Source organism: Gemmatimonadaceae bacterium, assembly GCA_020846935.1.
Lineage (GTDB): Bacteria > Gemmatimonadota > Gemmatimonadetes > Gemmatimonadales > Gemmatimonadaceae > RBC101.
The window spans coordinates 809,175-831,656 of record JADLCY010000001.1 but is presented as its reverse complement, the minus strand read 5'-3'; the positions used below and the strand labels follow the sequence as shown (position 1 = coordinate 831,656).

Genomic DNA, 22,482 nt, shown 5'->3' with positions numbered 1-22,482 from the left:
CCGTCGTGGGTCGGACACGACAGAGCCGTCGAGACAGTATTGCCGGATATAGGAACATTATGGCAGTTTACGTGCAACGCACATAATCTCCGTTAACTCTGGCATTCGCCAGCCCCCGGCCCACAGCAACCATGGACGCCTTCAAGAACCCTTTTGCGCCCGGGGCTGGTACCCCGCCACCGGAACTGGCTGGTCGGGCGGGAATCATCGAGGCGGCCTGGGTGGCGCTGCGACGAGTCAAGGACGGACGGTCAGCCAAGAGCCAGATGCTGCTTGGACTGCGTGGCGTCGGTAAGACAGTTCTCCTGAACAAGTTACGCGAGGTCGCCGAATCCGAAGGGTACCTCACCGTTCAACTCGAAGCTCCCGAAAACCGCAGGCTCGCCGACATGCTAGTGCCCGAGCTCCGGAAGGTGCTCCTTAAGCTCAGCGCGGTCGAAAGGGCCCGGAACCTCGCCGTGAGAGCACTCGGCACGCTCCGGTCCTTCGCTTCGACGTTCACGATGAAAGTCGGCGAAGTCGAAGTCGGAGTCACCCCCGACGCGATCGGTGCATCCGGCAACCTTGAAATCGATCTCCCGGACCTTCTTCTCGAGATCGCTGTCGCAGCCAAGGCCGCGGGACGGCCAGTTGTCATCCTCATCGATGAGGTGCAGTACCTCAAGTCGGACGACCTGAGTGCCCTGCTCGTTGCCGTTCACAAGATTGGGCAGCGCGGCCTCCCTATCGTGGTATTCGGAGCCGGCCTTCCGCTGCTCGCAGGCCTGGCTGGCGATGCCAAGTCGTACGCCGAACGCCTGTTCGATTTTCCGGGGGTAGGACCGCTCGACCGCGATGCCGCAATCGCCGCGATCCGCGAGCCCATCAGGCACGAAGGCGCCGACATCGTCTCGGATGCGCTCGTCGAGATTGTGCAGCAGACGAAAGGGTATCCGTACTTCGTTCAGGAATGGGGATCCAAGGCCTGGAACGAGGCCCCCTCCTCTCCGATCACCAGGGCCGACGTGGAACGTGCCACGGGTGCCGCGATCAAGGCACTCGACGGCGGCTTCTTTCGTGTCCGCCTCGATCGCCTCACGCCGCGTGAACGCGACTACCTGCGCGCGATGGCGACACTTGGTCCAGGCCCGCATCGTTCCGGTGACATCGCTGCGGCGCTGGATGCAAGGGTTTCACAGGTTGGACCGCTCCGCGATGGGCTCATTCGCAAAGGGATGATCTACAGCCCGGCATTCGGTGACACGGCCTTCACTGTTCCGATGTTCGACGACTACATGAAGCGCGTCATGCCGCAATGGAAACCGCCAACGGCCTTCGCCGACTCGCGAAAGAAGCAAGGCAAGAAGCGTTGATGGTGCGACCTGTTTGCGAAAAGATGGACGAACGGCAAGTCGACCAGATCCGAACACGCGGTGAATGGGTAAGCCGACGGAGGAGCTCTCCGCGGACGCCGACCCAACGTCATGGATCTGCGTCCCGGTCGCCGCTCCACCGGCGTCCTCTGCGACGACGAGCGCCTTCCCACGGCGCGCGCTCGTCGACTCGGAGACCTCGTGCGCCTCGTCTCGCCGAGGGTTGGCGGACCGCACGCGCGAGTCCGCCTTGTGCCGAAAGGGCGCGAGATACGGCGATGCCTCGTACCGCAGCGCCGTGTACGTGGGCTGAGTCGGCGGAGCAATCGACAGGGCGCGGTACCGCGCTCTAGAATGAGGAGCGCGGCCACCCCGGGCCGGCTCCCCTCCTTTCGTCCATCGCCCCATGCGTCGCCTCCCCCTCGCCTGCGCGAGCCTCGCCCTCGCCCTCCCGCTCGCTGCCCAGCGCCCCGCCACGCCCGCCAACATCACCACCCGCCAGTTTGGCGACCTTGCCGCCGGCCCCTACAACCGGCTCGTCATTCGCAACGCGATGGTCATCCCGGGTCACGGCGGGCCGCCGGCCGGTCCGTACGACATCCTCATCGAAGGCAACACCATCACGCAGATGGTGCCGTTCGACCCGGTGAGCGCCGAACGCCGCGGAGCAGGACAGCGCCTGACCGGTGACCGCGTCATCGACGCCGCCGGAAAGTACGTCATGCCCGGCATGATCGACCTCCACACGCACCTTCGCACGCTGCCCGAGGAGATCGAGTACGTCTACTATCTCAAGCTCGCCATGGGCGTGACCACCATGGTCAATGCCGCCGATCGCGGGTTCCAGAGTGCGATGGACGAAGCGCGGAAGAGCGAGGCGAACAGCATCATCGCGCCGCGCATGTACCCGCTCACGAGCTACGGTACGGGCGTCACGGGCTTCTCGCGGCTCGACCTCGACAATCCCGCCAAGGCGCCCGAAGTGGTGAAGGCCATGAAGGGCGCGGGCCTCCGCGTGATCTCGATGGACCCGTTAGGCTGGTCGCTCGAACTCGTGACAGCCATCGCGAAAGCGGCAAAGGAGAACGGGATGATCACCTCGTTCCACCTCCAGCCGTCCAATACCGCGGTCACCAATGCGGTGCGGGCGGCGTGCGCCGGCATCACGATGATCGAACACCACTACGGCTACGCCGAGTCCGCGCTCGACAACCAGTCACAGGACTTCCCGCGCAACTACAGCTACGGCAACGAAAACGATCGCTTCCGCGAAGCCGGCCGCGTGTGGACCTACACCAACAAGGAACGCCTGCTCACCACGGTCGTGGACTCGATGCTCAAGTGCGGCGTCACGTTGCTGCCCACCCGCGTGGTCTATGAAGCCAACCGCGACATACTGCGCGCGGAGTCGCTGCCCTGGCACGCGAAGTACACGCATGCCTCGCTCTGGGGCTGGAACCTGCCGGACCCGGCCTGGCACGGGGCCTTCCACTACGACTGGACGAGCGACGACGAATACAACTGGACGCAGGCGTTCCGGCTCTGGGGCGACATGATCAACGAGTTCAACCGCCGGGGCGGCCGCGTGGCGTTCGGTACCGACGACAACTACATCTGGGCTACCCCGGGCTTCTCGACCATTCGTGAGCTGCAGCTGACGCGCGAAACCGGGATGAGCACGCTCGATGTCCTCAAGTCGGCCACGCTCAACAGCGCCATCACCCTCGGTGAGCCCGGACTCGGGCTGGTACGCCCCGGCTACAAGGCGGACCTGCTCCTCGTCGACGGCAATCCCGCTGCCAACCTCAAGTATCTGTACTCGTTCGGCGACCTGGCGCTCGACAAGGACGGCAAGATGTTTCGCACACAGGGCATCGTGCATACCATCAAGGACGGCGTCGTCATGAACAACGTGCGCCTCATGGAGGAGGTCGAGAAGATGGTGGCGAAGTCAAAGGAGAAGGCGCCAAAGACGGATGCGGTGCGTGCGCCGTTCCAGCCAAAAGGCACGATCATTCCATGACGCTCGGCGGCGCGAAGTGGTTGCTCCCGCTCCAACTACTCATTGCCGGCAACCTCGCGGCGCAGTCCACAGCCATCGACCGCTGTGGACTGCGCATCCCGTCGACGGAACGAAGCGGCTACGTTGGGCTGCCCTCCGGTGACGTCTTCTGCCCGCTGCTCGCCGACCCCAAGGGGCTGCACTCGTTCCTCAGCTATCAGCGAACCATCGGCGAGAACGACTCCCTGTCGACCATCGGATCGGTAGGCATCGCCGACCAATTCGGTATCGCCCGCTGGAACGGCGCGACGCCGGGCAACGGGGTACAGCTCTCGCTCGCTGGTGGTGTGTTCGCACAGTTTGACCTCGGCGCGCCATCGTTCGACCTGCTGAACGCCGACTATGTTGTCGGCGTCCCGCTCACCATTCGGCGCAACGCGTTCTCCACGCGGCTTCGCGTGTACCATCAGAGTTCGCACCTCGGCGACGAGTTCCTGCTCCGTGCCGCAGACTCCGGACGCGTGAACCTCTCGTTCGAAGCCGCGGAGGCCATCCTGTCGATCGAAGGGCCGCTGCTGCGCCTGTACGGTGGCGGCGAGTGGCTGTTCAATCGGTCACCGGACGACCTCGAACCGGTGGTCGCGCACGGCGGTGCCGAGTTGCGGACCACGCGCTCGCTCATCTCCCTGGGGACGGCCGGGGGACTGCGGCCCGTGGCCGCGATCGACCTCAAGGCTTCGCAGGAGCAGGACTGGAAGCCGAGCATCTCGATTCGCGCCGGCATCGAGTTCGAGCGCACGCGCGGCGCCGACCCGCCGTCACGCCGATGGAGCCTGCTCTTCGAGAGCTACACTGGTCCGTCGCCGTACGGACAGTTCTTCCGCGAGAAGATCCAATACATGGGCCTCGGCGCGCACTTCCAGCTCTGAACGCAGGTCGCCTTAACAGCTCCGGGAGCACGAACGTCACAAGGGCGTGATCGGTGCGCGCGCGTACGAGCGCACATCGGGTCATGGTGTCGCGGCTACACACTCTCCCCAGCCGGCATCGTTGCGTCGACACGGGCGGCCCGCCCGCGGTACCTGCCGCGCGCGCTTTCTCGTCCATCACTGACAACGGACACCGACCATGCGATTCCCACGCACACTGGGCGTGCTCGCGGCTGCCCTCCTGGCGGCTTGCGGCACTGACGCCCCCACCACCATCACCGGTTCCGACGCCGTCCTCAGCGCCGACGTCGCTACCATCGCGGCCGATGCCGCGGCGACCGACGTCGAGCTGATGCGCGGCCCCGGCGCCGGCCCCTTCGGGCTCGGCCTTCTCGCGCGGCCCGGACACTTCGAGTGCAACCGCGAAGCCCGAGGCGGACTGGACGTCGAACGCACTTGCACCTACAAGGATGCAGCGGGCGTCACCCAGCCCGCCTACGACTCGCTCACCACCGCCAGCGTGTCCATGCACGCCGTCATCAGCGGCGAGATCACTCGCCCGCACTGGACCGCCACCGTGAACCGGGTGCGTGATTTCACGGTCAGCGGACTCGCCGGCCGCGAGACCTCGATGACCTGGAACGGCACGGACTCGGCCACCGCGACCCGAGTGCGCGTGAGCGACGGTGAGACGCGTACGTATTCGATCCGCGGCAAGGGCACCATCAATGCCGTGATGATTCCGGTACCGCGTACCGCCACGAGCTGGCCGACCTCGGGCACCATCACCCGCCACGTCGTTGCCACGCGGCCCGATGGCTCACTCGTCGAACGAGGGGTCACCATCACGTTCAACGGCACCCAGTTCGCCGTCGTGACGGTGAACGGAGAAACGTTCGAGTTCGACCTGTCCCAGCGCGGCAAGCCGCGTCGGCGCTAGTCACGGATCCGATGGCCCGGCGGCGTGCGGTCTGCGCACGTCGCCCGGGCCACGCCCGCGGCGGGCCGCGGCCGTTCGTCCGCGCGGTGTGGAAACGCCGAGCCCTTGCGACGGTTGTCCGCACCCACCGAATGGAAAACGCTGACCCCTGCGGCGTTCATCCGCGCCGTGTCAGCAACCGCGACCCGTTCGCCGGTCGTCCGCGGTACGCCTGGCGGCGACGACCTGTTCGCTCGCGAGTGCGCAGCGCGTCAGCGACGGCGACCCGTCAACAAGACGCTCACCTCGTCGGTACGCGGGTTCTCGAACGTGAGTCGCACGCGACCGTCGGGCTCGAGCGTCACCACCGCTGGAACCGAGCAGTTGGTCACGTACCACCCGGCCGGCAGTACCATCGCGTTGACCGGTCGGCCAAAGGCGCGGTCCCACACCAACAAGTCTCCCTCGTCCAAACGATAGCGTGCCGGATCGGTATACGTCTCGGCGATCCGCAGGCGAACCGACTCGCCGGCCCCGGGTGGTGGAAACCGGATCACGACGACTTCCGTTTCGGGCGTGACCGCCTGGCCGATGTCGACCTGCGCCTGCGCGATCTGTGCCCCCTTGAGCGTCTGCGTCACGAGCCGCTCCCCCGTGTCGAGCACGTACGCGGAGGGATTGGCCACGCGCGAGCCGGCGCGCACCACGTTGAGGTAGGTGCCGACGCCCTGACGTGTTTCGGTGTAGTCGTGGTACAGGTCGAACGCGCTCGTTTCCGGCGACTGCAGGAAGTACACGATCTCGCGGTCCTGCCGTGCGCGCTCCGAGAGACGCGGATCGTCGAGCACGTTGCCGCGAGCTGGCGCGGCCGCCACGACCGGGCTCGTGGGCGCAGGCGCTGCGGCTCGCCCGGAGCTCGTGGCCGACCTGGAAGCGGCGAGCCGCCGACCGCGCACCACGTACGGAACCTCCGACGGTCCGATGTTCATGAACGACACGCGGACGCGACCGTCGGTCTCGGTCCGAACCTGCGACGGGTAGTTCACACCGACCAGCTCGTAACCAGCCGGCAGGACCACGGCGTTGCGCCGGATGCCTAACGGGCGCGTGAAGACCAGCGTGTCACCGCCGGCGATATAGCTCCGGGCATCTTCGTAGGTCTTGTCGATGAGCAGGCGTTGCTCCCCGTTGTCGGGGACGGGCCGGCTGAGTTCCACCGCGATGTATTCCATCGTCGAGTCGGCGCCGCGCACGCCGCCGGCGCGCGCCTCGGATCCCTTGACCACGGAGAAGCGCAGCGGCCTGCCCGTGGCGCGGTCCGTCACCCGTTCATCCGTGGCGATGCTCCCGCGCCGGATGGGGTTGAAGTATCGCGTGGCCCCGGAGGTCGTGGCCGACACCTCGTAGACGATGCGGAACTTCGCCGTGCCGGGCGCCAGGAGTTCATAGCGCGTGTAGTGGTCCGCGTCGGTCTGTCGCGGGGCCTGTGCCCCGGCGACCGTCCCGAATAACCACATCCCCGTGACCACCAGCTGCCACGGGGATGTCGGTGTCTCGTCTCGCATGGCGCTTCGTCGTTCAGGTGACTCGGTTCCGCTTCCCGAGGAGGAAGAGAATCAGCATCGCCCCGAGCACGCTCGCAATGATCCCGGCGCCCTGACCCGGGCCGTACCACCCGGTGAGCCGGCCGAGCACGCCGGCGAGAAAGCCGCCGAACAGGCCGAGCAACATGGTCTTGAACAGGCCCATCTCCTGCGTCCCCGGGAAGAAGAACCGGGCGAGTCCGCCCACGAGGAGACCGGCCAACGCTGCGAAGATGAGGCCCATGAGAACAACTCCGGAGAGAGAGAGTGGCTGCCGGGCGTTGGTGACGCCTAGGGTGCGTGACGCCGCCACGCCAGCCTTCCCAGCCATCGCCACGTGAGGATCACGGTGGCCACGACGAGGGCAAGGCTCGCCAGGGGAACGAAGACGGCCATCACTACGACGACAACCGCACCGAGGGTTTCAGCAGTCGACACGAGCGGATTCCCCAGCCCACCGGTCGCGACCGTCGACTTGATCCGCGTCGCCACGGTGAGGCCCTGCACCACGCCTGCCACGCCGCCTCCGCCGATGATCGCAATCGCCCATCGCACCAGCGGAGGTACGTCGGCGACCACCGCGGCGCTCGCCATGATGCCCGAGACGAGCGCGGCCGGCGTGGCGACGGTGTCGAGGGCGTGATCGAGCCAGGGTACGTGATACGCAACGACTTCCAGCAAGGCCGCGGTCCCGAGCGCCACGAGCGCCAGCGGCTCGCCGAGCCATGCAAACCCGTCGTGCAGCGAAATCAGGCCGAAGCGCGCGGCCAGGCCCGCTCCGAGCAACGGTACGAACACGCGAAGCCCGGCAGCGGTCGCCAGTCCGAGCCCGAGCGTGATCGCCAGGAGGGTGGCGCCAACATCATTCATCCGTGCCTCACTCTCTCGCGTCCGGAACCTGCGCGATCGCGAACGCCACCAGGCGCGCCGTGGCGCCTGCACCGGTGGCGACCACCACAAACTGTCGCCCGGCACGAGTGCGGTAGGTCATGGGATTGGCGTACCCGTCCTGCTCCAGTTGCCCCTGCCAGGCGACCGTGCCGTTGCGCACATCGATGGCGTACAGCACGCTCCCGCCTCCCGTGATGAACACGAGACCGCCCGCCGTCACCACGCCACCGGGCGCGCCAGCAACGCCGAGGTAGGGTGGAATCGCCACGCCGCGAAGTGCGGGATGCGATCGAACGCCCGGCGTGTCGCCCAGCGGAACCTGCCAGCGCTGCGCCCCCGTTGCCATGTCGATGGCGGTGAGCGTGCCGTAGGGGGGCTTGATCACCGGGATCGGCGCAGCGTCGCCGAGTCGCACGGTGATGGACGAGTTCGCGAGATCCGCCGCGTATTCCATGTCGTTGGTGTCGGACGGCGTCGGCCGGGCCAGGATCCTCCAGACCGATGGCGAGTTGGTGGCCTTCACGAACAGCGTGTTCGACGCGGGATCGAACATCGCGCCACCCCATCCGGCCCCACCGATCGATCCAGGCAGGGTCACCGTGCCCTCGAGCGACGGCGGCGTGAACAATGGCCCGAGCCTGTACCTGCGCAACGCGGCGAGCGCGGCTTGGTGGATCGCGGGCGTGAAGTCCGCCGCGTCCGCCTCGCTGATTCCGGTGCGGGCGAACGGCGCCGGCAGTCGCGGAATGGGCTGCGTCGGCCAGGCCTGTTCTCCGGGCACGTCGCTCGCCGGCACGGGCCGCTCGTCGATGGGCCACAGCGGCCGACCCGTCACGCGCTCGAACGCGAACAGCAGGCCCATCTTGGTCACCTGCACGACGGCGTCGATCGCCCGGCCGCCCTGTCGCACGGTGATCACGTTAGGCGGCGCCGGGAGGTCGTAGTCCCAGAGGCCATGGTGCACGGTCTGGAAGTGCCACACGCGACGACCGGTGCGCGCGTCGAGGCAGACAAGGGTCTCACCAAACAGGTTCATGCCCGGGCGTCGACCACCGTACCAGTCATTGCTCGGCGTACCGAACGGCAGGTAGACAAGGCCACGTGCGCTGTCCACCGTGAACGGCGCCCACACGTTCGTGTGCCCGGTGTGCTTCCATGAGTCGTTGCCCCAGGTCTCGTGCCCAACTTCGCCCGGCCCGGGTACGGGATTGAAGCGCCAGACCCGCTTCCCGCTGCGCACGTCGATCGCCTGCACGTCGCCGGACGGATCCCCGCGATACATGAGGCGATCGCCAACGCCGTTCCCGAGGATCACGAGATCGCCCCACACCACAGGAGGCGAGGTGTTGGTGTAGTGCAGCCGATTCACCGACCGCGAAAGGCCAACGGTAAGATCGATCTCGCCGTTGGCGCCGAACGAGGGGATCGGCCGACCCGTGGTGGCGTCGAGCGCAAAGAGTCGCCATCGCGAGTTGATGAAGATCCGACGCTGGCGACCGTCGCTCCAGCTCGCGACGCCCCGGTGCACCAGCCCGGTACCGTTCGACGGCTGTCCGGCGCGGTACGCCTGTGGATCAAAGCGCCACAGCTCCCGACCCGTGTTCGCATCGAGCGCCACCACCTGATTGAGCGCTGTCGGCAAGTACAGCGTGTCGTTGATCATCAACGGGGTCGCCTGGAAGTTCCCCGGGCGCGCCGGCCGCCCTGAGTCGGCGGGTGGGCTGGCCGGATCCTTCGTGTCCCACGACCACGCGCGCGCCAGCCGGCGCACATTGTCCCGGTTTACGTCGGTGAGCGGTGAGTACTTCATGCCACCGGCATCGCCGCCGTAAGTAGGCCACTCGACGATCTGACGATTCGTGCCCTGCGATCCTGCTACCGACGCGCCGAACGCCAGAACGACGGCGACCGTGCCCCGCGTCATCGCCGCGCTCCCGGCTCGTTCCGGTAGACCACACCGTCCTTCATCACGAACCGAACACGCAGGAGCGCAGTGATGTCCTGACGCACGTCCCCAGGCACCGCGATCACGTCGGCCAGCAGGCCGGCGCGCAACGTTCCCAGCGAATCTGCCAGCCGCATCGACTCGGCGGCCACCGATTGTGCCGATGCCAGTGCGTCAGCCACCGACTGCCCGCCGCGCTGCACCCGGCACACCAGTTCCTCGGCGTTGCGCCCGTGTGCGCCGGCCACGGCGTCGGTACCAAACACCACCTTGAGCCCCTTGGTGCGTACCGCATTGCGGATGGTGGTGATGCGCGCCGCTTCGCTGTTGCGCATCGCGGCAAAGCCCTCCTCGTTGTAGTTGCCGATGCCCTCGAACTTGCGGCGGTTCTGCAGGTAGTTCTCGATCACCAGGCTGCACTGCGGCGACAGGTAGACGCCGTTGGCCGCCGCGACGTCGAGCGCGGCCTGGTCGGAGAGCATGCCGTGTTCGATCTGATCGCATCGCGCCCGCGAGGCGATGTTCATCGCGTCGCTGGCGTGGGCATGCACCAGCACCCGAAGCCCCAGCGCGTGGGCCTCATCGCACGCCGCCTGCACCTGCTCGAACGTCATCGTCGGCGCGCCACCGTCCCGGATGCTCTTCGAGGCGAACAGCTTGATCAGGTCGGCTCCCCGCTGCCTGAACGTGCGCACCCGCTCACGGATCTGCGCCGGCGTGCCGGCGTTTTCATTGATGGAGCCGAGCGACGTGAGCACGCGCGGGCCGGGAATCCAGCCACGACCGATCGCGCCGCGCACCTCCGCGTCTTCAGGCGATCCCGGGCTCTGGATCGTCGTCACACCGGCCCGCAGCGTCTCCCATGCGTTCCCCGCGATAGCCAGCATGGACTCGGTGGGCGTGTCGCCGTCGTTCGCGGTATGCAGCCGGTCCTGTTTGTTGAAGTACCAGGCAAGGTGCGCATGCACATCGATAAGGCCCGGCATCAGCGTCGCATCGCCCAGGTCATAGCGCACGCCGCGAAACGTCGCTGGCAGCGCTCCCACGCTTGTGATGCGCTTCCCCTCGACCACGACCGCGCCGTTGGGTATCCAGCGTCCGGCACCGTCAAACACCCGCGCGGCCGTGATCGCCACCGGCTGTGCATCGACACTCGCGACCGCGAGACCCAGCCCGACTCCGAGCAAACACAAACGAAGCATTGCGTCCCTCCCAAGGTGTGATCCTTCCCGGACTGCCTGGCTCCTGCGACGGCCGCTCACGCGCCGCGTGCGACCGCCTCACCCGTGCGCAGCGACAGCGCGCAGAACGTGAGCGTTCCGTTCGCGCTGCTCGATGAAACGATGGTCGGTGCGCCGGTCACGAACAGGTTCTCGTGGTCGTGCGTTCGCCCCCAGCTGTCGACCACACTGTGCGCCGGGTCGCTCCCCATGCGGCATCCGCCGCCGGGATGATCCTGGAACGCATCCACGTTGGATCGCAGGACGCGGCCATTGCCGGCCCGCGCCAGCTCGTCAAAGACGACCCGCACGTGCTCCTCGGTGAAGCCGCGCAGGTCGCGGGATACGGGGTCGTCGCGCATGGTGATCACCGGGGCCGGATCGCCGAATGGCGTCCGCTTCGCGCCGTCGAGCGTGAGCGCACTCTCGCGATCCGGTACCACGTCGTAGTACGCCCGTACCCGCGCCGTGCCCTCCCGCGTCCGTTGCTGCCAGTCGGCCATGACCGCATCGCCGAGCATGAGTGCGCCGGTGTCGTCGGTGAGTCGCGGGGCCCTTCCCACGGCGGACTCCCAGAGTCGCAGGTCGTGCCGCACATACTTCGAGGTGCGCGGCGTGCGCATGAAGTGCTTCGTCACCAGGGAATGCTGTTCGTTGATGCCGGGGTAGAGCTGCATCGGCAGCGAGACGAACGCCTGCACATTGCGATGCCCGGTGAGGTATTTCCCCACCAGACCCGAGGAATTCGCCAGACCGTCGGGAAAGCGCCCACTGCGCGACAACAACAGCAGGTAGGCACTCCAGATGTAGCCCGCTGCCACCACGAAGGTCTTCGCCCGGTACTCGACCGCGCTCTCGCCTCCGGATCCGCGCCGTACGGCCTCCGCAGCTTCGATCCTCGCGCCGTTCGCCGCCGGTCGCAAACGCCTGACGAGCGTCATGGCATGCAGCTCGACGCGCCGTCGGGACCGCAGCGTTCGCCACGTCATGTCGGGCGAGTACTTCGCGCCCACAGGGCAGATCGGAAAACACGTATCGTTGCGACAGCACGCTCCGCGACCATCACGCGCGACAGTCAGCTTGGCCGACGGCTGGCTCCAGGTGGGGATGCCTGCATTGGCCGCCCATCCCTTCAGCTTTTCCAGGTTCCACGTCAGCGGAATGGCCGGCAGCGGGAACGGCTTGCTCCGTGGATCGAGGGCAGCCGGCCCCTGCTCGCCAGCGATCCCCATCAGCTCCTCGGCACGCTGATAGTAGGGATCCAGGTCGTCATACGTGATCGGCCAGTCCGAGCCGACGCCAAAGAGCGAGTGCGTCCGGAAGTCTTCGGGCGAGAACCGGGGGGTGACGCCGCCCCAGTGCATGGCGAGTCCGCCCACGCACATCGAGCGCGACTGGATGCCCGGTGGACCGAGGCCGTCGATGTGATCCCGGGGCCAGGGGCTTTCTCCGTAGCGCAGAAAGCGCTGCCGCAGCCGGGGAAACTGCGCCGGGTCCGGTGACTCGGCGCCGGCCTCGATGACGATGACGCGTGCGCTGGTCGGCGCCAGCGACTCGGCCACCATCGCCGCCGAGATCCCCGAGCCGATGATGCACACGTCGCATTCGTACACGCGCGGCTGCGTCATGTCCGGCCCCCGCGCGCGAGGGGCAGCGGCTGTCGGCTGTTGTGGACCAGCGGCCGGCACGACCTGGTGTTCAGCTGCACCCCGTAGCAGAGGTTGGTGGCCTCGCTGGATTCGTAGAAGTGGGCCAGCAGGGCGAGGGCCACGTGCGGGGCGGAGGCGATCGACGGCATCGTCGTGGGCCGCACGCCGTCCAGCTCGCGTCGCACCACCGCCTGCCGTTCGCCCGTGCCTAACGCGCCGAAGGGTCGCCCGTGGGCGGCCCGTGCCGCCCGGTCGAGCGCAGCGAGCTGCGACCGCCAGGCGCGAAGCGGCACCGCGGGGAGAAACGCCAGCTGCTCCGTGCCGTAGCCATGAAGCACTTCGCTCCCGGTGCGGTACTCGGCGATCCACGTGGCGAATGCGCGCGCCGCGCGCCCCGCGCCGTCGGGACCGAGCGTCGATGGAAGCACCGCGCCGGCGAGGGCGGCGAGTGACACGGCGGGCAGGGACTCCGGCTGCTCCTGACGGAGCACGACATCGGCGCTACGCGCCCTCCGCGTGCCCAGCAGGGCGCCAAGCGCCCCGAGCCAGCCCACGAACGCGCGGCGACTCGTACGGAACATCGACCCTCTCGGTACGGCGGAAGGCGGCCTAATGTACAGCAGCGAGCGATCATGGCAAGGAACCCGCTGGACGCCGCGTGGTAGGCGCGACAGCATGCACGCATGGAACTTCCCCTCACGCGCCTCACCATCAGGTCATGGCGCACCGACGATGCGGCCGCGCTGGCTCCACTGGCGGATGATTACGAGGTGTGGCGCAACCTCCGCGATCGCTTCCCGCATCCCTATGCGGTGGCCGACGCGCACGAGTTCATCACGCGCGCACTGAGCCGCGAGCCGCAGGTCAACTACGCGATTGCGCTCGACGGGGCGCCCATCGGCTCCATCGGGATCATCCCGGGCGAGGACATCTACCGGTTCTCTGCCGAGTTCGGCTACTGGTTAGGCAGGCCGTTCTGGGGTCGCGGCTTCGCGTCCGAAGCCATCCTTGGGTTCACGGACTGGGCGTTCGCCGAGTGGAACTTCATCCGGTTCAATGCCTTCGTCTTTTCCTGGAACACTGCCTCGGCGCGCGCCCTGGAGCGCGGCGGCTTCACGCGGGAGGCGACCATGAAGTGCGCCGCGGTCAAGGAAGGTCGAGCGGCCGATGAGTGGTGCTATGCCAGGCTGCGACCCGGCGCCGCCTCGGGCGCCGTGGTGCACGGGGCGTAAGGCGAGGCTACTCCACCCCGCCGCAGAGGACCGCCATCGCGCCGTCTGCCCGGCAGCGCCCTGATGCCTGGGCTACCGCCGCCGGAGCGGCGCCGCGCGCCGATGCGAGCGACGGCCCGCGCCGCTGCGCGTTCGTCCACCGGGCGCGCGTGCCGCGGACATCGATGTGGGCGAACGGCCCGCTTGGCCCCGTCTCGTGGTAGAGCCCGAGGCCACCCACCAACTCCGGATAGCGTTGCTCGATCCGCTGCACCGCCCGATCCAGCACGCGCAGGTCGGCAAACGTCACCCGACCGTCCATGTCCAGGTCATCCATGCGGCCATCACCGTTCGCGTCGACGATGATGTCGGCCGCGTCGCCGAACTGGTGGCGCGAGGAGCGCGCCATCCCTTCGCCCACGCCGCGCGTGTTGTATTGGGGCGAGCGGAACCCCGAAAGCACCACCACGTGCCGCGTTTCCACCCCCGCCTCCTGCAGCGCGTCGAGCACCAGTTCGAGCTTGTCGAGCAGATCCTCGCGCAGCACGACGTACTTGGGCCAGACCCATCCCTGATCGTGCGTCACGAAGTCCCGCAGGCGAAAATGCGTCGAAAGCTGCGTATCGACGTTGTCGCGCGTGACCTCGATGAACCCGGCCGGGTTTTCGTAGCCTGCTGCCGCCCGACGACCTTCGCCGGGCCAGTACCCGACGTGGTAGCCGTTGATGTGGCTGCCGAGTTTTTGTCTCCACGACGCCATCGTGACGAAGGTGAACGGGACTTCGCTCACTCCGTCCATCGGTCGGATGCCGGCTCGCCGGGCCTCGTCACCGTACTGGCGGCCCAGCCCCGGGTATGACGCCGTTTCGTCGGCTTCCATGATCCGCACGCGCAGGTCGCCGCTGCGCCCGACGAGCGAATCGAGGGAAATGGCAGGCATCCGTCGCCGACCGATCGTGGGCATGTTCACCAGCTCCGCGTGCACCACCGGTACCGCGAAAGGAGACGGCAATCCGCGGCGCACTGGAGTCCCGGACACCGCACGCGAAGCGAACACCACGAGGGCGATCACCAGCGGCAGCGAGAGCAGGGGACGGAAGCGCGACAGGCGGGGCATGGGTATCTCTCGGACGCTGCCAGGCGCCTCGTGGTAACGCGTGCATTGCCATGGAGATACGTCACCATGACCGGTCACCGCGTCGCCGCGGCACGACCGTCACGATTCCGGAGGGCGTGCCCTCAAGCCGCCACCCTCGTCTACGGACTGAAGGACCGATTCCGAGGGCATCATGTCGCAGACGAACATCACGATTCCGCCGAGACGCGCACGCGCCGTTCGTGCGCAGGACCGACTGCTCGATCTTGCCGCGGCGATGACCCTGATCAGCGGACTCGCCCTGTTTGCGATTGGCCGCGCCCAACTCGCTGCCCTCGCTGGCAACACGTACGACGCGCCGCCCAAAGGTGTGACCTGGGTGTCGCGCGCCGAACGCCACGACGCACAGACCAGGTGGGGGGCGATGATCGCCGGCGCCGGCCTGATCCTCTGTGTTGGTGCCGCGGTCAAGCACGCCTCCGCCCGGCGGTTCCACGACTGAGCGCGGAGCGTCACCGCCTCCGCCGGCGATTCCACGACTGAGCGCGGAGCGTCAACGCCTCCGCGCGATCCCCCGGCCGCTGCGCTTGCGGTGACTACTTGTTGCCGGCGCGCAGGTAGGCGTCGGTCTTGTTGATCCAGTCCTCGCGCGGCGGACTGAAGATGTCCACGTCGAGCGTGTCCTCGAGCGCCTCGGCCTTGTGGAACACCAGGGACGGGATGTGCAGCACTTCGCCCGCGGCCACGTCGATGATTTCGCGTTCGTCTTCCCCGATCCAGAACCGCAGCGCACCGGAGATGATGTAGGTGAGCTGCTCGTTGTGGTGGTTGTGGCGCGGGACGATGCAGCCCTTCTTCAGGTAGACGTGCGCGAGCATCATGCGGTCGCCCGTGATGAGTCGCCGACCGAGCATCGGCGTCACCTCCTCGATCGGCATGGCATCCCAGCGGTAGTGCGTGACAGACGGCGACGGCATGAACATGTTCTCCCGATGTGGTGAGGACGGGGACGATAGCTGGCCGCGCCCGCCCTTGCGAGTGGACGCCGGGTGCCTTATCTTAGTACTAAGATATACCCGACCTCATGCCGCGCACCGCAACCTCTTCCGCCCTCTCCACGGCAGCGTCTCGCACTGATGCCGGTGACGAACGCACGGACGCCGCACTCCGGCTCTGGGTCATTCTCACACGGGCCCAGGCCGCGATCAATGTCCTCGCGACCGACGACATCCGCTCGGAGGGCCTGAGCGAGGGTGAGTTCGGCGTCCTCGAGTACCTCTATCACAAGGGACCCAGGCTGCTGGGCGAAATCCAGCGCGGGGTGCTGGTGTCGAGCGGCGGCATCACGTTCCTTGTCGATCGACTGGTGGAGAAGGGGCTCGTCGAGCGGAGGGAGTGTCCGACGGATCGCCGCGCACGCTACGCGGCCCTGACGAAGGACGGCGAGAAGCTGCTCCGTCGCATCTTCCCGCGACATGCCCGACGGATCGTCGACGCGGTCGCCGGACTGACGCTGACTGAGCAGAAGCAGGCGGCAGAACTTCTCAAGCGGCTCGGACTACACGCCGCGGAACTGGCGCCGGACCCATAGCGACTGAGTGAGCCGTCATCAGGCGGCCGCAGGAGAATCGATCATGACACCCCGTTTCCGCACGACCGGTTTTCACCACATCACGATGGTTTCGTCGAACGCCGCCCGCACGCTCGGGTTCTACCGCGGCGTGCTCGGCATCGGCCTCGTGAAGCAGACCGTCAACTTCGACGATCCGGGATCGTACCACCTCTATTTCGGCGACGAGACCGGCGCGCCGGGCACCATTCTCACGTTCTTCGAGTGGACGGGGCTCCCGCACGGCAGCCCGGGAGTCGGCGGCGTGCACCACCTCGCCCTTGGTGTCGAAACGCCAGAAGCGCAGCTCAAGTGGAAGCGGCGCCTCGTGGATGCCGGTGTACCGGTGAGCGGTCCGTTCAATCGAGGATGGTTCCGCAGCATCTACTTTGCCGATCCTGACGGTCAGATCCTGGAAATCGCGACCCGAGGTCCGGGCTACGCTCTGGACGAACCCGCAGACGCGCTTGGCCGCACGGAACTGCTGCCACCGGGCGCGCAGATCCGCGGCGATCGCGACGAAGCTGCGATTGCCAGCCTAACGCACGCCGAGCCGGTGCCGGTGATCACCGCGGACATGGCGCTGCAGGGTATCCATCACATCAGCGCCATCACGACCGATCTCACGCGCCTGGACGAGTTCTATTCCAGCGCGCTGGGGCTTGCCCTGGTGAAGAAGAGCTTCAACCAGGACAATCCGTCGGTGAAGCACTGGTTCTGGGCATCGTACGACGGCAAGGACGTCGCGCCGCACAGCGCGCTTACGTTCTTTGGATGGCCGCCGCGCGGTCGGCTCGTGCGTCCCGGCATCGGCCAGACGCATCACATCGCGTTCAGGGCCGCGGACGCCGACGAGCAGCTTGCGTGGCGCGACCATCTGCTCTCGTCGGGGGTCAGCGTGTCTCCCGTCATGGATCGCACCTACTTCCAGAGCATCTACTTCCGCGATCCGGACGGGCTCCTGCTCGAAATCGCCACCGACGGCCCGGGCTTTTCGAGGGATGAAGCGCCGGAGGCCCTGGGTCGAGAACTGCGGCTCCCCGCGTGGCTCGAGCCGGATCGTGAACGGATTGCCGGCGGTCTGACGCCGCTGGCGGTCTGATGATGGACGACCGTGACGCATCGACGGCGGGTGGTATTCCGCCGCACGGTGACGCGCGGATCCTGCGCCGTGCCCCGGGAGGCACGGCGGCGCGGGCGGTGATCATGGTACACGGGCGAGGCGCCAGCGCGCAGGACATCCTGACGCTGGCCGCCCCGCTCGGCCTCGACGACGCGCTGCTCCTTGCCCCGCAGGCAAACGGTCACACCTGGTATCCCTTCTCGTTTCTGGCGCCCATGGCGCAGAACGAACCGGGCATCACGTCGGGGATCGCGCTCCTGGAGTCACTCGTCAGGCAGGTCGAGTCGGACGGCGTTCCAGCGTCGCGCATCGCGCTGCTTGGGTTTTCACAAGGTGCCTGCCTGACGACGGAGTTCGTGGCGCGGCACCCGCGACCGTACGGCGCGGTCCTGGGATTCAGTGGTGGCCTCATAGGGCCACCGGGAACGTTACGTGACTACCCGGGATCGCTCGATGACACGCCCGTGTTCCTCGGGTGCAGCGATGTGGATCCGCATATCCCGGCCGCCCGCGTACAGGAGACGGCAACGGTGCTGGCGAAGATGGGTGCGCGCGTCGACCTGCGGCTCTATCCCGGCATGCCGCACACGATCAACAACGACGAACTGGCGGCCGGGCGCGCGCTCCTCGACACGCTCAGTCCCGCCTGACATCGTGCCTGGACCGCGACGATGTGACGCGCGCGCCTGGCGACGCCGTGCGCTGCGCGACGCGCTCGAGCCGACCTGGCCTTGCGCTGGCGTTTGACTGTCTGCCCTGCGAGCCTGACGACCCTCGCGGGCGGCGCGACGCGCTCAAGTCGACCTGGCTTCGCACTGGCGGTGACCATCCGGTGTGCGAGCCTAACGGCTCGCGGCGAACGGCGTGCGATTGAGCGCGACGCGCCCGTTGCTTACCACGACCAGCACATCGCCCAGCGCGCGAGGATCACTCAGCGGATTCCCCTCGACCAGGATCAGGTCGGCTTCGAATCCGGGCTTGATCTGCCCGACCCTGGCCCCGATCCCCAGGAGGTCGGCCGCCGTGGTCGTCGCGCTTCGCAGGGCCTCGAGGGGCGTCAGGCCAAGGTCCACGAACGACGCAACCTCGCCGGCAATCCGTGAAAGGCTCTCCTCGCCGTAGTTGGTGTCGGCACCGGTGGCGATGCGCACCCCGAGCCGACTGGCGCGCCGGACCGTCTCGCCAAGGACCGGCAGCATGAACCGGCCGCGCAGCGTGAGCACCGGATCGTCGTAGTCGCCGCCCGGCTGAGTCAGGTCGACCACCGTGATGTACGTGGGCACGAAGAACGTGCCCTTCTCCTTCATGAGCCGCAGCGTGGAGTCCGCCAGGAACGTGCCGTGCTCGATGCTCCGCACTCCCGCCTGCACCGCGGCATACGCACCTTCGTCCCCGTGCGCGTGCGCCATCACCGGGACGTTGCGCGTGGCGGCCTCGCTCACCACCCAGCCGAGCTCCGTCGTGGTGTAGGTCTGTTTGCGGGGATCGGTGTTCGGCAGCCCGGCGCGCTCGGTGCCCCGCGTCTTGATGACATCCACGCCGTGGTCGAGGTTCACGCGCACGACCTCGCGCATCGCCGCTTCCGTCGTGACGCGCCCGCCGAGCTTCGTCAGGCGCGGATCGGCGAGCATCGACTCGCCGAGGTCCGGCGAAACGAACACGCCCGCCGCCAGGACGTCCGGCCCGGGGATCACGCCATTGCGCACCGCCTCACGCAGGGAGACATCCTGGTAGTTGGAGGTGCTCGCGCTGCGGATCGTGGTCACGCCCGATTCAAGGGCGCGGCGTGCCGCCGCAAAGTTGGAGACGTGCGCATGCGCATCGATCAGCCCCGGCAGCAGGTAGCGCCCGCGCGCATCGATGACCTCTGCTCCCGCAGGCGCCTGGTAGGTGCCGGCCACCACCTCGGCAATGCGACCGTCTCGGATGACCACCGACGCGTCACTGGCAAAGGCGCCTCGCGTGCCGTCGATCAGGTTGGCGTGGGTGATCACGAGCGTGCGACCCTGCGCCTGCGCTGCGACGGCGGCAAAGACGAGTACAGCGGCGAGGGGTCGAAGCATGGCGGGGATCAGGGAAGGGTGCATGGGGAGTCTGACTCCACTTCGGGTGCCCAATCTTACGCCGCGGTCACGCGGGACGCCGACGGTGGGCGCGGAGTCCCGAGCGCACCAGCGTGGAGTGTTCGGCTGTCCCTGGCGCCCGAGACGCGGTGCTGGCCGGTCCGGCGCGCTCAAACGGTGGAGCTCTTCAGGGATCAGGCTTCGCGGCCGGCGTCCAATCGGGGCGTACGAGACCTCATCATGGCGTTCAGCGGGTACGAGACCCCAGGTCGGCGTTCAGGGCGTCGGCGACCCCATGGCGGCGCATCGGAGCGTCGGAGACCCGGTGGCGGGCGCCGACGTTCCGTACCCTCACCCCGACACGGTCGTCCTAATAGGTCAGATGGACCGCACCGACCACGGATCGTTGCCAATGATGACCAGCCGCATCAGTGATCCACGTCCCGAAGCCTCGGAACTCCAGACGGAGGGGCCCACCCCTGCGCGGGTCTGGGGCGACCAGTGGCTGCGCGTCTCCGAGAAGGTCCTCAAGGGGCTGAATCACCAGCTGACCAATCGCGTCGCGTCGCTCGAAGCCATCGCGGCGTTGTTCGACGACGATCAGGAACTGCCGGATCCGCAGCTCGTGCAGTCGCTGGCCCAGGAAGTCAAACGCCTGAACCAGCTGCTCATGCTCTTCCGGCTCATGCCGGCCGAGCCATTCGTGACCACGGAACCGGTGCGGGTGCAGGACGTGATACCCCAGGTCATGGAGCTGCACGGGCACCACAGCGATCTGCGCGGCATTCCCATCGACATCTCCGCTGCCGGCGACATTCCGCCGGTCCTCGTACGCCCGTCGGCGCTGCTGCGGTGCCTGCTCGTGCTCCTCGAGAGCGCGGCCGGTAACGCTCTGCGTTCGGGATGCGAGGCCACGCTGCAGCTCAGCTGCGGCGGCGACGCAAAGCACGTGTTCGTTCGCTTCGAGGCGCCGTCTCCCGCCGGACAACTGTTGTTCACGGGTGACGGAAGCCTGGTGCATGCGGTGCAGAGTGGTCTCGCGCACGCACACGTGACAGCGACCGCCGAACTGGTGCCAGCCACGCCGTGTCCGCGGCTGCGATACGAGATCACGCTGCCCTCGCTCGCCGAGGCGCGACGCATGGAGCGCGAAGGACTACGCTAGCGCACGTCGGGCAGAGGCCCGCAGGCATTGCGTCATCCCCGGGTTCACGCACTCTCGCGGAGTGAGCCCATCGACACGCGCAGTCGGCTGATCGCCTTGGCCCGGATTTGCGATACGCGCGACTCGCTCACGCCAAGGATCGCCGCGATCTCGGCCAGCTTGAGTTCCTCGAAGTAGTACAGGCCGAGCACGTTGCGCTCCTGTTCCGGCAGGTCCAGCAGGGCATCGTGCATGCGTTCGATCTCCTGCGCCAGCGTCAGCCGATCATCGACGTCCGAGTCCGTGGCGGCGATGAGGTGCTCCATCGGGATGCGCGAACCGCTCGGCGTGCGCTCGCTCGTGCGTTCCAGCGGAATGAAGCGGCTGTTGTCGCTCTCAGCCTGCATGCGAAACAGTGCATGGAGGTCGACCCCCATGGTCTCGGCGAGCTGTGCCTGATCTGGCGCGCGGCCGAGCTGGCGGGTGAGCGCTTCGGTGGCGGCGTTGAGTTCGCGCGTGCGGCGTCGCACCGAGCGCGGGACGTGATCCTGCCGGCGGAGTTCATCCAGCATGGCCCCGCGAATGCGTGGCGCGGCGAACGTCGAGAAGGCGAGTCCGCGCGCGCGATCGAAGTGGTCCCACGCTTCGATGAGCCCGATCGTTCCCGCGCTCACCAGCTCGTCGAGTTCGACGTCCATCTGCTTCGTCCGGCAGAGTTGTCGGGCCACGTGGTACACGAGGCCAAGGTGCTCCCCGATCAGCTGCTGTCGCTCATCGTGGGCTACCCGTGTGCTGGGCCCTGCTGCCGCTGCGTGCGCCATGGCGTCGAATCCGGTTCGAGGTACGGGTCCGCGCGATTCCGCGGCTCTCCCTCAAAAGGCAACGGGTGTTCCACAGCCCCGCATCGCGAGGTCCGGCGGACTCGATGCGCGCTATCGCGTTGTGCGGCAAGCAGTTGACTGCGTCCAACCCGGCGGCTCTGGCGCCGTATCCGACGCCGGATGGCGGGTAGTTCCTGCCGGATTCGGCACTCTTTTCCGGGCCAAACGCGCGGAAAAGGTAACAATGGGGCTCAAGTCGGCCGCGGACGTGCCGATACAATCAGTCGAACCGCCGTCCGGAGATCCCGTGCCTCAGCGTACGCGCCTCGATACAGCAGTCCCCGAGTCTCGCATCGAACCGCCGTTTGACTCGATGCCCATCGCCTTGCCCGAGCGAGGGGAAGGGGCCTCGATCAACTGCCCGACCCCTCGGGCGTTTGCCGACTGCGCGTCGACCGGCCTGACAGAAGCGCAGATCGCTGAATATCGCGGTCGGCTGCACCGGGGCTTCTACGCTTCGCCCGCGGTCGTGCGAGAGGTCGCTCGTCGCATTCTCGAGAGCCGGGATCTGTAGGGCGAACGAGGGGCAAGGCGCGCGGACCAGGGGGCAGGCCAATCGTCGGCCCCTGTGTGTTGCCACCTGCTGAACCCGGGGAGGGGAGCAGAAGGCCCACAACCACGCTCGACGGCGGCCGTTGCACAGCCTCACGGGTGCCCGGCGCGGCGACACTGGTGCGGGCGGCTGCGCGCGACGCTCCGCATCGCTCGCCGCCGGTCGCGCGGCTGCTCCCGACTCCCACGCCCGGTCGACGACCTCGTCGACGATCGAGATCCTCCGGTCGCGTCATCAGCACGCGACGCAGCGCCCGGTTGCGAAGCGCCTGGTCCGCAAGCCCGGTCGTCCCAGGCCGCGCCAGCGCGCCAC

Annotated in this window: 21 protein-coding genes and 1 pseudogene; 11 read left to right on the top strand and 11 right to left on the bottom strand. The window is 67.6% G+C overall.

What is annotated here, in order from left to right:
• The first annotated feature begins 131 nt into the window (after positions 1–131).
• The 4 genes from IT361_03475 to IT361_03460 all read left to right on the top strand — a co-directional run bounded on the left by IT361_03475 (position 132) and on the right by IT361_03460 (position 5,223).
• Positions 132–1,352, top strand: a complete 1,221-nt coding sequence (locus tag IT361_03475; GenBank protein MCC6316729.1) for an AAA family ATPase — start codon at positions 132–134, stop codon at positions 1,350–1,352.
• 406 nt (positions 1,353–1,758) lie between these two features.
• Entirely contained in the window at positions 1,759–3,375 is a 1,617-nt protein-coding gene (locus tag IT361_03470; protein ID MCC6316728.1) for an amidohydrolase family protein, read from the top strand.
• Positions 3,372–4,283 carry a DUF1207 domain-containing protein gene (locus IT361_03465; protein MCC6316727.1) on the top strand — a complete coding sequence of 304 codons (912 nt, stop codon included), beginning with the start codon at positions 3,372–3,374 and terminating at the stop codon, positions 4,281–4,283. Before IT361_03470 ends, IT361_03465 begins: the two co-directional genes overlap by 4 nt.
• Before the next feature lie 199 nt (positions 4,284–4,482).
• Positions 4,483–5,223: a hypothetical protein gene (locus IT361_03460; GenBank protein ID MCC6316726.1), complete on the top strand. Its 741-nt coding sequence runs from the start codon at positions 4,483–4,485 to the stop codon at positions 5,221–5,223.
• A 251-nt stretch (positions 5,224–5,474) separates the two neighbouring features.
• Here the strand turns inward: IT361_03460 and IT361_03455 are convergent, their stop codons facing one another.
• The 7 genes and pseudogenes from IT361_03455 to IT361_03425 all read right to left on the bottom strand — a co-directional run bounded on the left by IT361_03455 (position 5,475) and on the right by IT361_03425 (position 12,780).
• Entirely contained in the window at positions 5,475–6,767 is a 1,293-nt protein-coding gene (locus tag IT361_03455; GenBank protein ID MCC6316725.1) for a hypothetical protein, read from the bottom strand.
• Positions 6,768–6,780: 13 nt separating this feature from the next.
• A complete protein-coding gene (locus IT361_03450; GenBank protein ID MCC6316724.1) occupies positions 6,781–7,029 on the bottom strand; it encodes a GlsB/YeaQ/YmgE family stress response membrane protein in 249 nt (82 codons plus the stop codon).
• A 47-nt stretch (positions 7,030–7,076) separates the two neighbouring features.
• A complete protein-coding gene (locus IT361_03445) occupies positions 7,077–7,655 on the bottom strand; it encodes a DUF4126 domain-containing protein (GenBank protein ID MCC6316723.1) in 579 nt (192 codons plus the stop codon).
• Between the two features lie 7 nt (positions 7,656–7,662).
• The gene (locus tag IT361_03440; protein MCC6316722.1) at positions 7,663–9,600 is read right to left on the bottom strand and encodes a pyrroloquinoline quinone-dependent dehydrogenase; all 1,938 of its coding nucleotides are present in this window, start codon (positions 9,598–9,600) and stop codon (positions 7,663–7,665) included.
• Positions 9,597–10,823 (bottom strand): amidohydrolase family protein, encoded by a 1,227-nt coding sequence (locus IT361_03435; protein MCC6316721.1) that lies wholly within the window; start codon positions 10,821–10,823, stop codon positions 9,597–9,599. The genes IT361_03440 and IT361_03435 overlap by 4 nt, the downstream gene beginning before the upstream one ends.
• Positions 10,824–10,879: 56 nt before the next feature.
• Positions 10,880–12,469: a GMC family oxidoreductase gene (locus tag IT361_03430; protein ID MCC6316720.1), complete on the bottom strand. Its 1,590-nt coding sequence runs from the start codon at positions 12,467–12,469 to the stop codon at positions 10,880–10,882.
• 227 nt (positions 12,470–12,696) lie between these two features.
• A pseudogene (locus IT361_03425) lies at positions 12,697–12,780 on the bottom strand (gluconate 2-dehydrogenase subunit 3 family protein).
• Between the two features lie 393 nt (positions 12,781–13,173).
• Between IT361_03425 and IT361_03420 the strand changes: the two are divergent.
• Entirely contained in the window at positions 13,174–13,722 is a 549-nt protein-coding gene (locus IT361_03420; protein ID MCC6316719.1) for a GNAT family N-acetyltransferase, read from the top strand.
• A gap of 7 nt (positions 13,723–13,729) precedes the next feature.
• On the opposite strand, the gene IT361_03415 is transcribed toward IT361_03420, so the two are convergent.
• Entirely contained in the window at positions 13,730–14,818 is a 1,089-nt protein-coding gene (locus IT361_03415) for a hypothetical protein (GenBank protein MCC6316718.1), read from the bottom strand.
• 172 nt (positions 14,819–14,990) lie between these two features.
• Between IT361_03415 and IT361_03410 the strand changes: the two genes are divergently transcribed.
• The gene (locus IT361_03410) at positions 14,991–15,299 is read left to right on the top strand and encodes a hypothetical protein (protein ID MCC6316717.1); all 309 of its coding nucleotides are present in this window, start codon (positions 14,991–14,993) and stop codon (positions 15,297–15,299) included.
• A gap of 94 nt (positions 15,300–15,393) precedes the next feature.
• Here the strand turns inward: IT361_03410 and IT361_03405 are convergent, their stop codons facing one another.
• Positions 15,394–15,774: a cupin domain-containing protein gene (locus IT361_03405; protein MCC6316716.1), complete on the bottom strand. Its 381-nt coding sequence runs from the start codon at positions 15,772–15,774 to the stop codon at positions 15,394–15,396.
• Between the two features lie 107 nt (positions 15,775–15,881).
• Between IT361_03405 and IT361_03400 the strand changes: the two genes are divergently transcribed.
• The 3 genes from IT361_03400 to IT361_03390 are packed head-to-tail and all read left to right on the top strand — an operon-like array spanning position 15,882 to position 18,179.
• On the top strand, positions 15,882–16,388 hold the full coding sequence (locus tag IT361_03400; GenBank protein MCC6316715.1) for a MarR family transcriptional regulator: 507 nt from the start codon (positions 15,882–15,884) through the stop codon (positions 16,386–16,388).
• A gap of 43 nt (positions 16,389–16,431) precedes the next feature.
• Positions 16,432–17,508: a VOC family protein gene (locus IT361_03395; protein ID MCC6316714.1), complete on the top strand. Its 1,077-nt coding sequence runs from the start codon at positions 16,432–16,434 to the stop codon at positions 17,506–17,508.
• Between the two features lie 2 nt (positions 17,509–17,510).
• Positions 17,511–18,179, top strand: a complete 669-nt coding sequence (locus IT361_03390; protein ID MCC6316713.1) for a dienelactone hydrolase family protein — start codon at positions 17,511–17,513, stop codon at positions 18,177–18,179.
• 192 nt (positions 18,180–18,371) lie between these two features.
• Here IT361_03390 and IT361_03385 read toward each other — a convergent pair whose 3' ends face one another.
• On the bottom strand, positions 18,372–19,592 hold the full coding sequence (locus tag IT361_03385) for an amidohydrolase family protein (protein MCC6316712.1): 1,221 nt from the start codon (positions 19,590–19,592) through the stop codon (positions 18,372–18,374).
• A gap of 412 nt (positions 19,593–20,004) precedes the next feature.
• Between IT361_03385 and IT361_03380 the strand changes: the two genes are divergently transcribed.
• Positions 20,005–20,757, top strand: coding sequence for a HAMP domain-containing histidine kinase (locus IT361_03380; GenBank protein ID MCC6316711.1), 753 nt, complete (start codon positions 20,005–20,007; stop codon positions 20,755–20,757).
• A 44-nt stretch (positions 20,758–20,801) separates the two neighbouring features.
• On the opposite strand, the gene IT361_03375 is transcribed toward IT361_03380, so the two are convergent.
• Entirely contained in the window at positions 20,802–21,557 is a 756-nt protein-coding gene (locus IT361_03375) for a FliA/WhiG family RNA polymerase sigma factor (protein ID MCC6316710.1), read from the bottom strand.
• Between the two features lie 307 nt (positions 21,558–21,864).
• Here IT361_03375 and IT361_03370 point away from each other — a divergent pair, with 307 nt between their 5' ends.
• Entirely contained in the window at positions 21,865–22,131 is a 267-nt protein-coding gene (locus IT361_03370) for a hypothetical protein (protein ID MCC6316709.1), read from the top strand.
• Positions 22,132–22,482 lie beyond the last annotated feature (351 nt).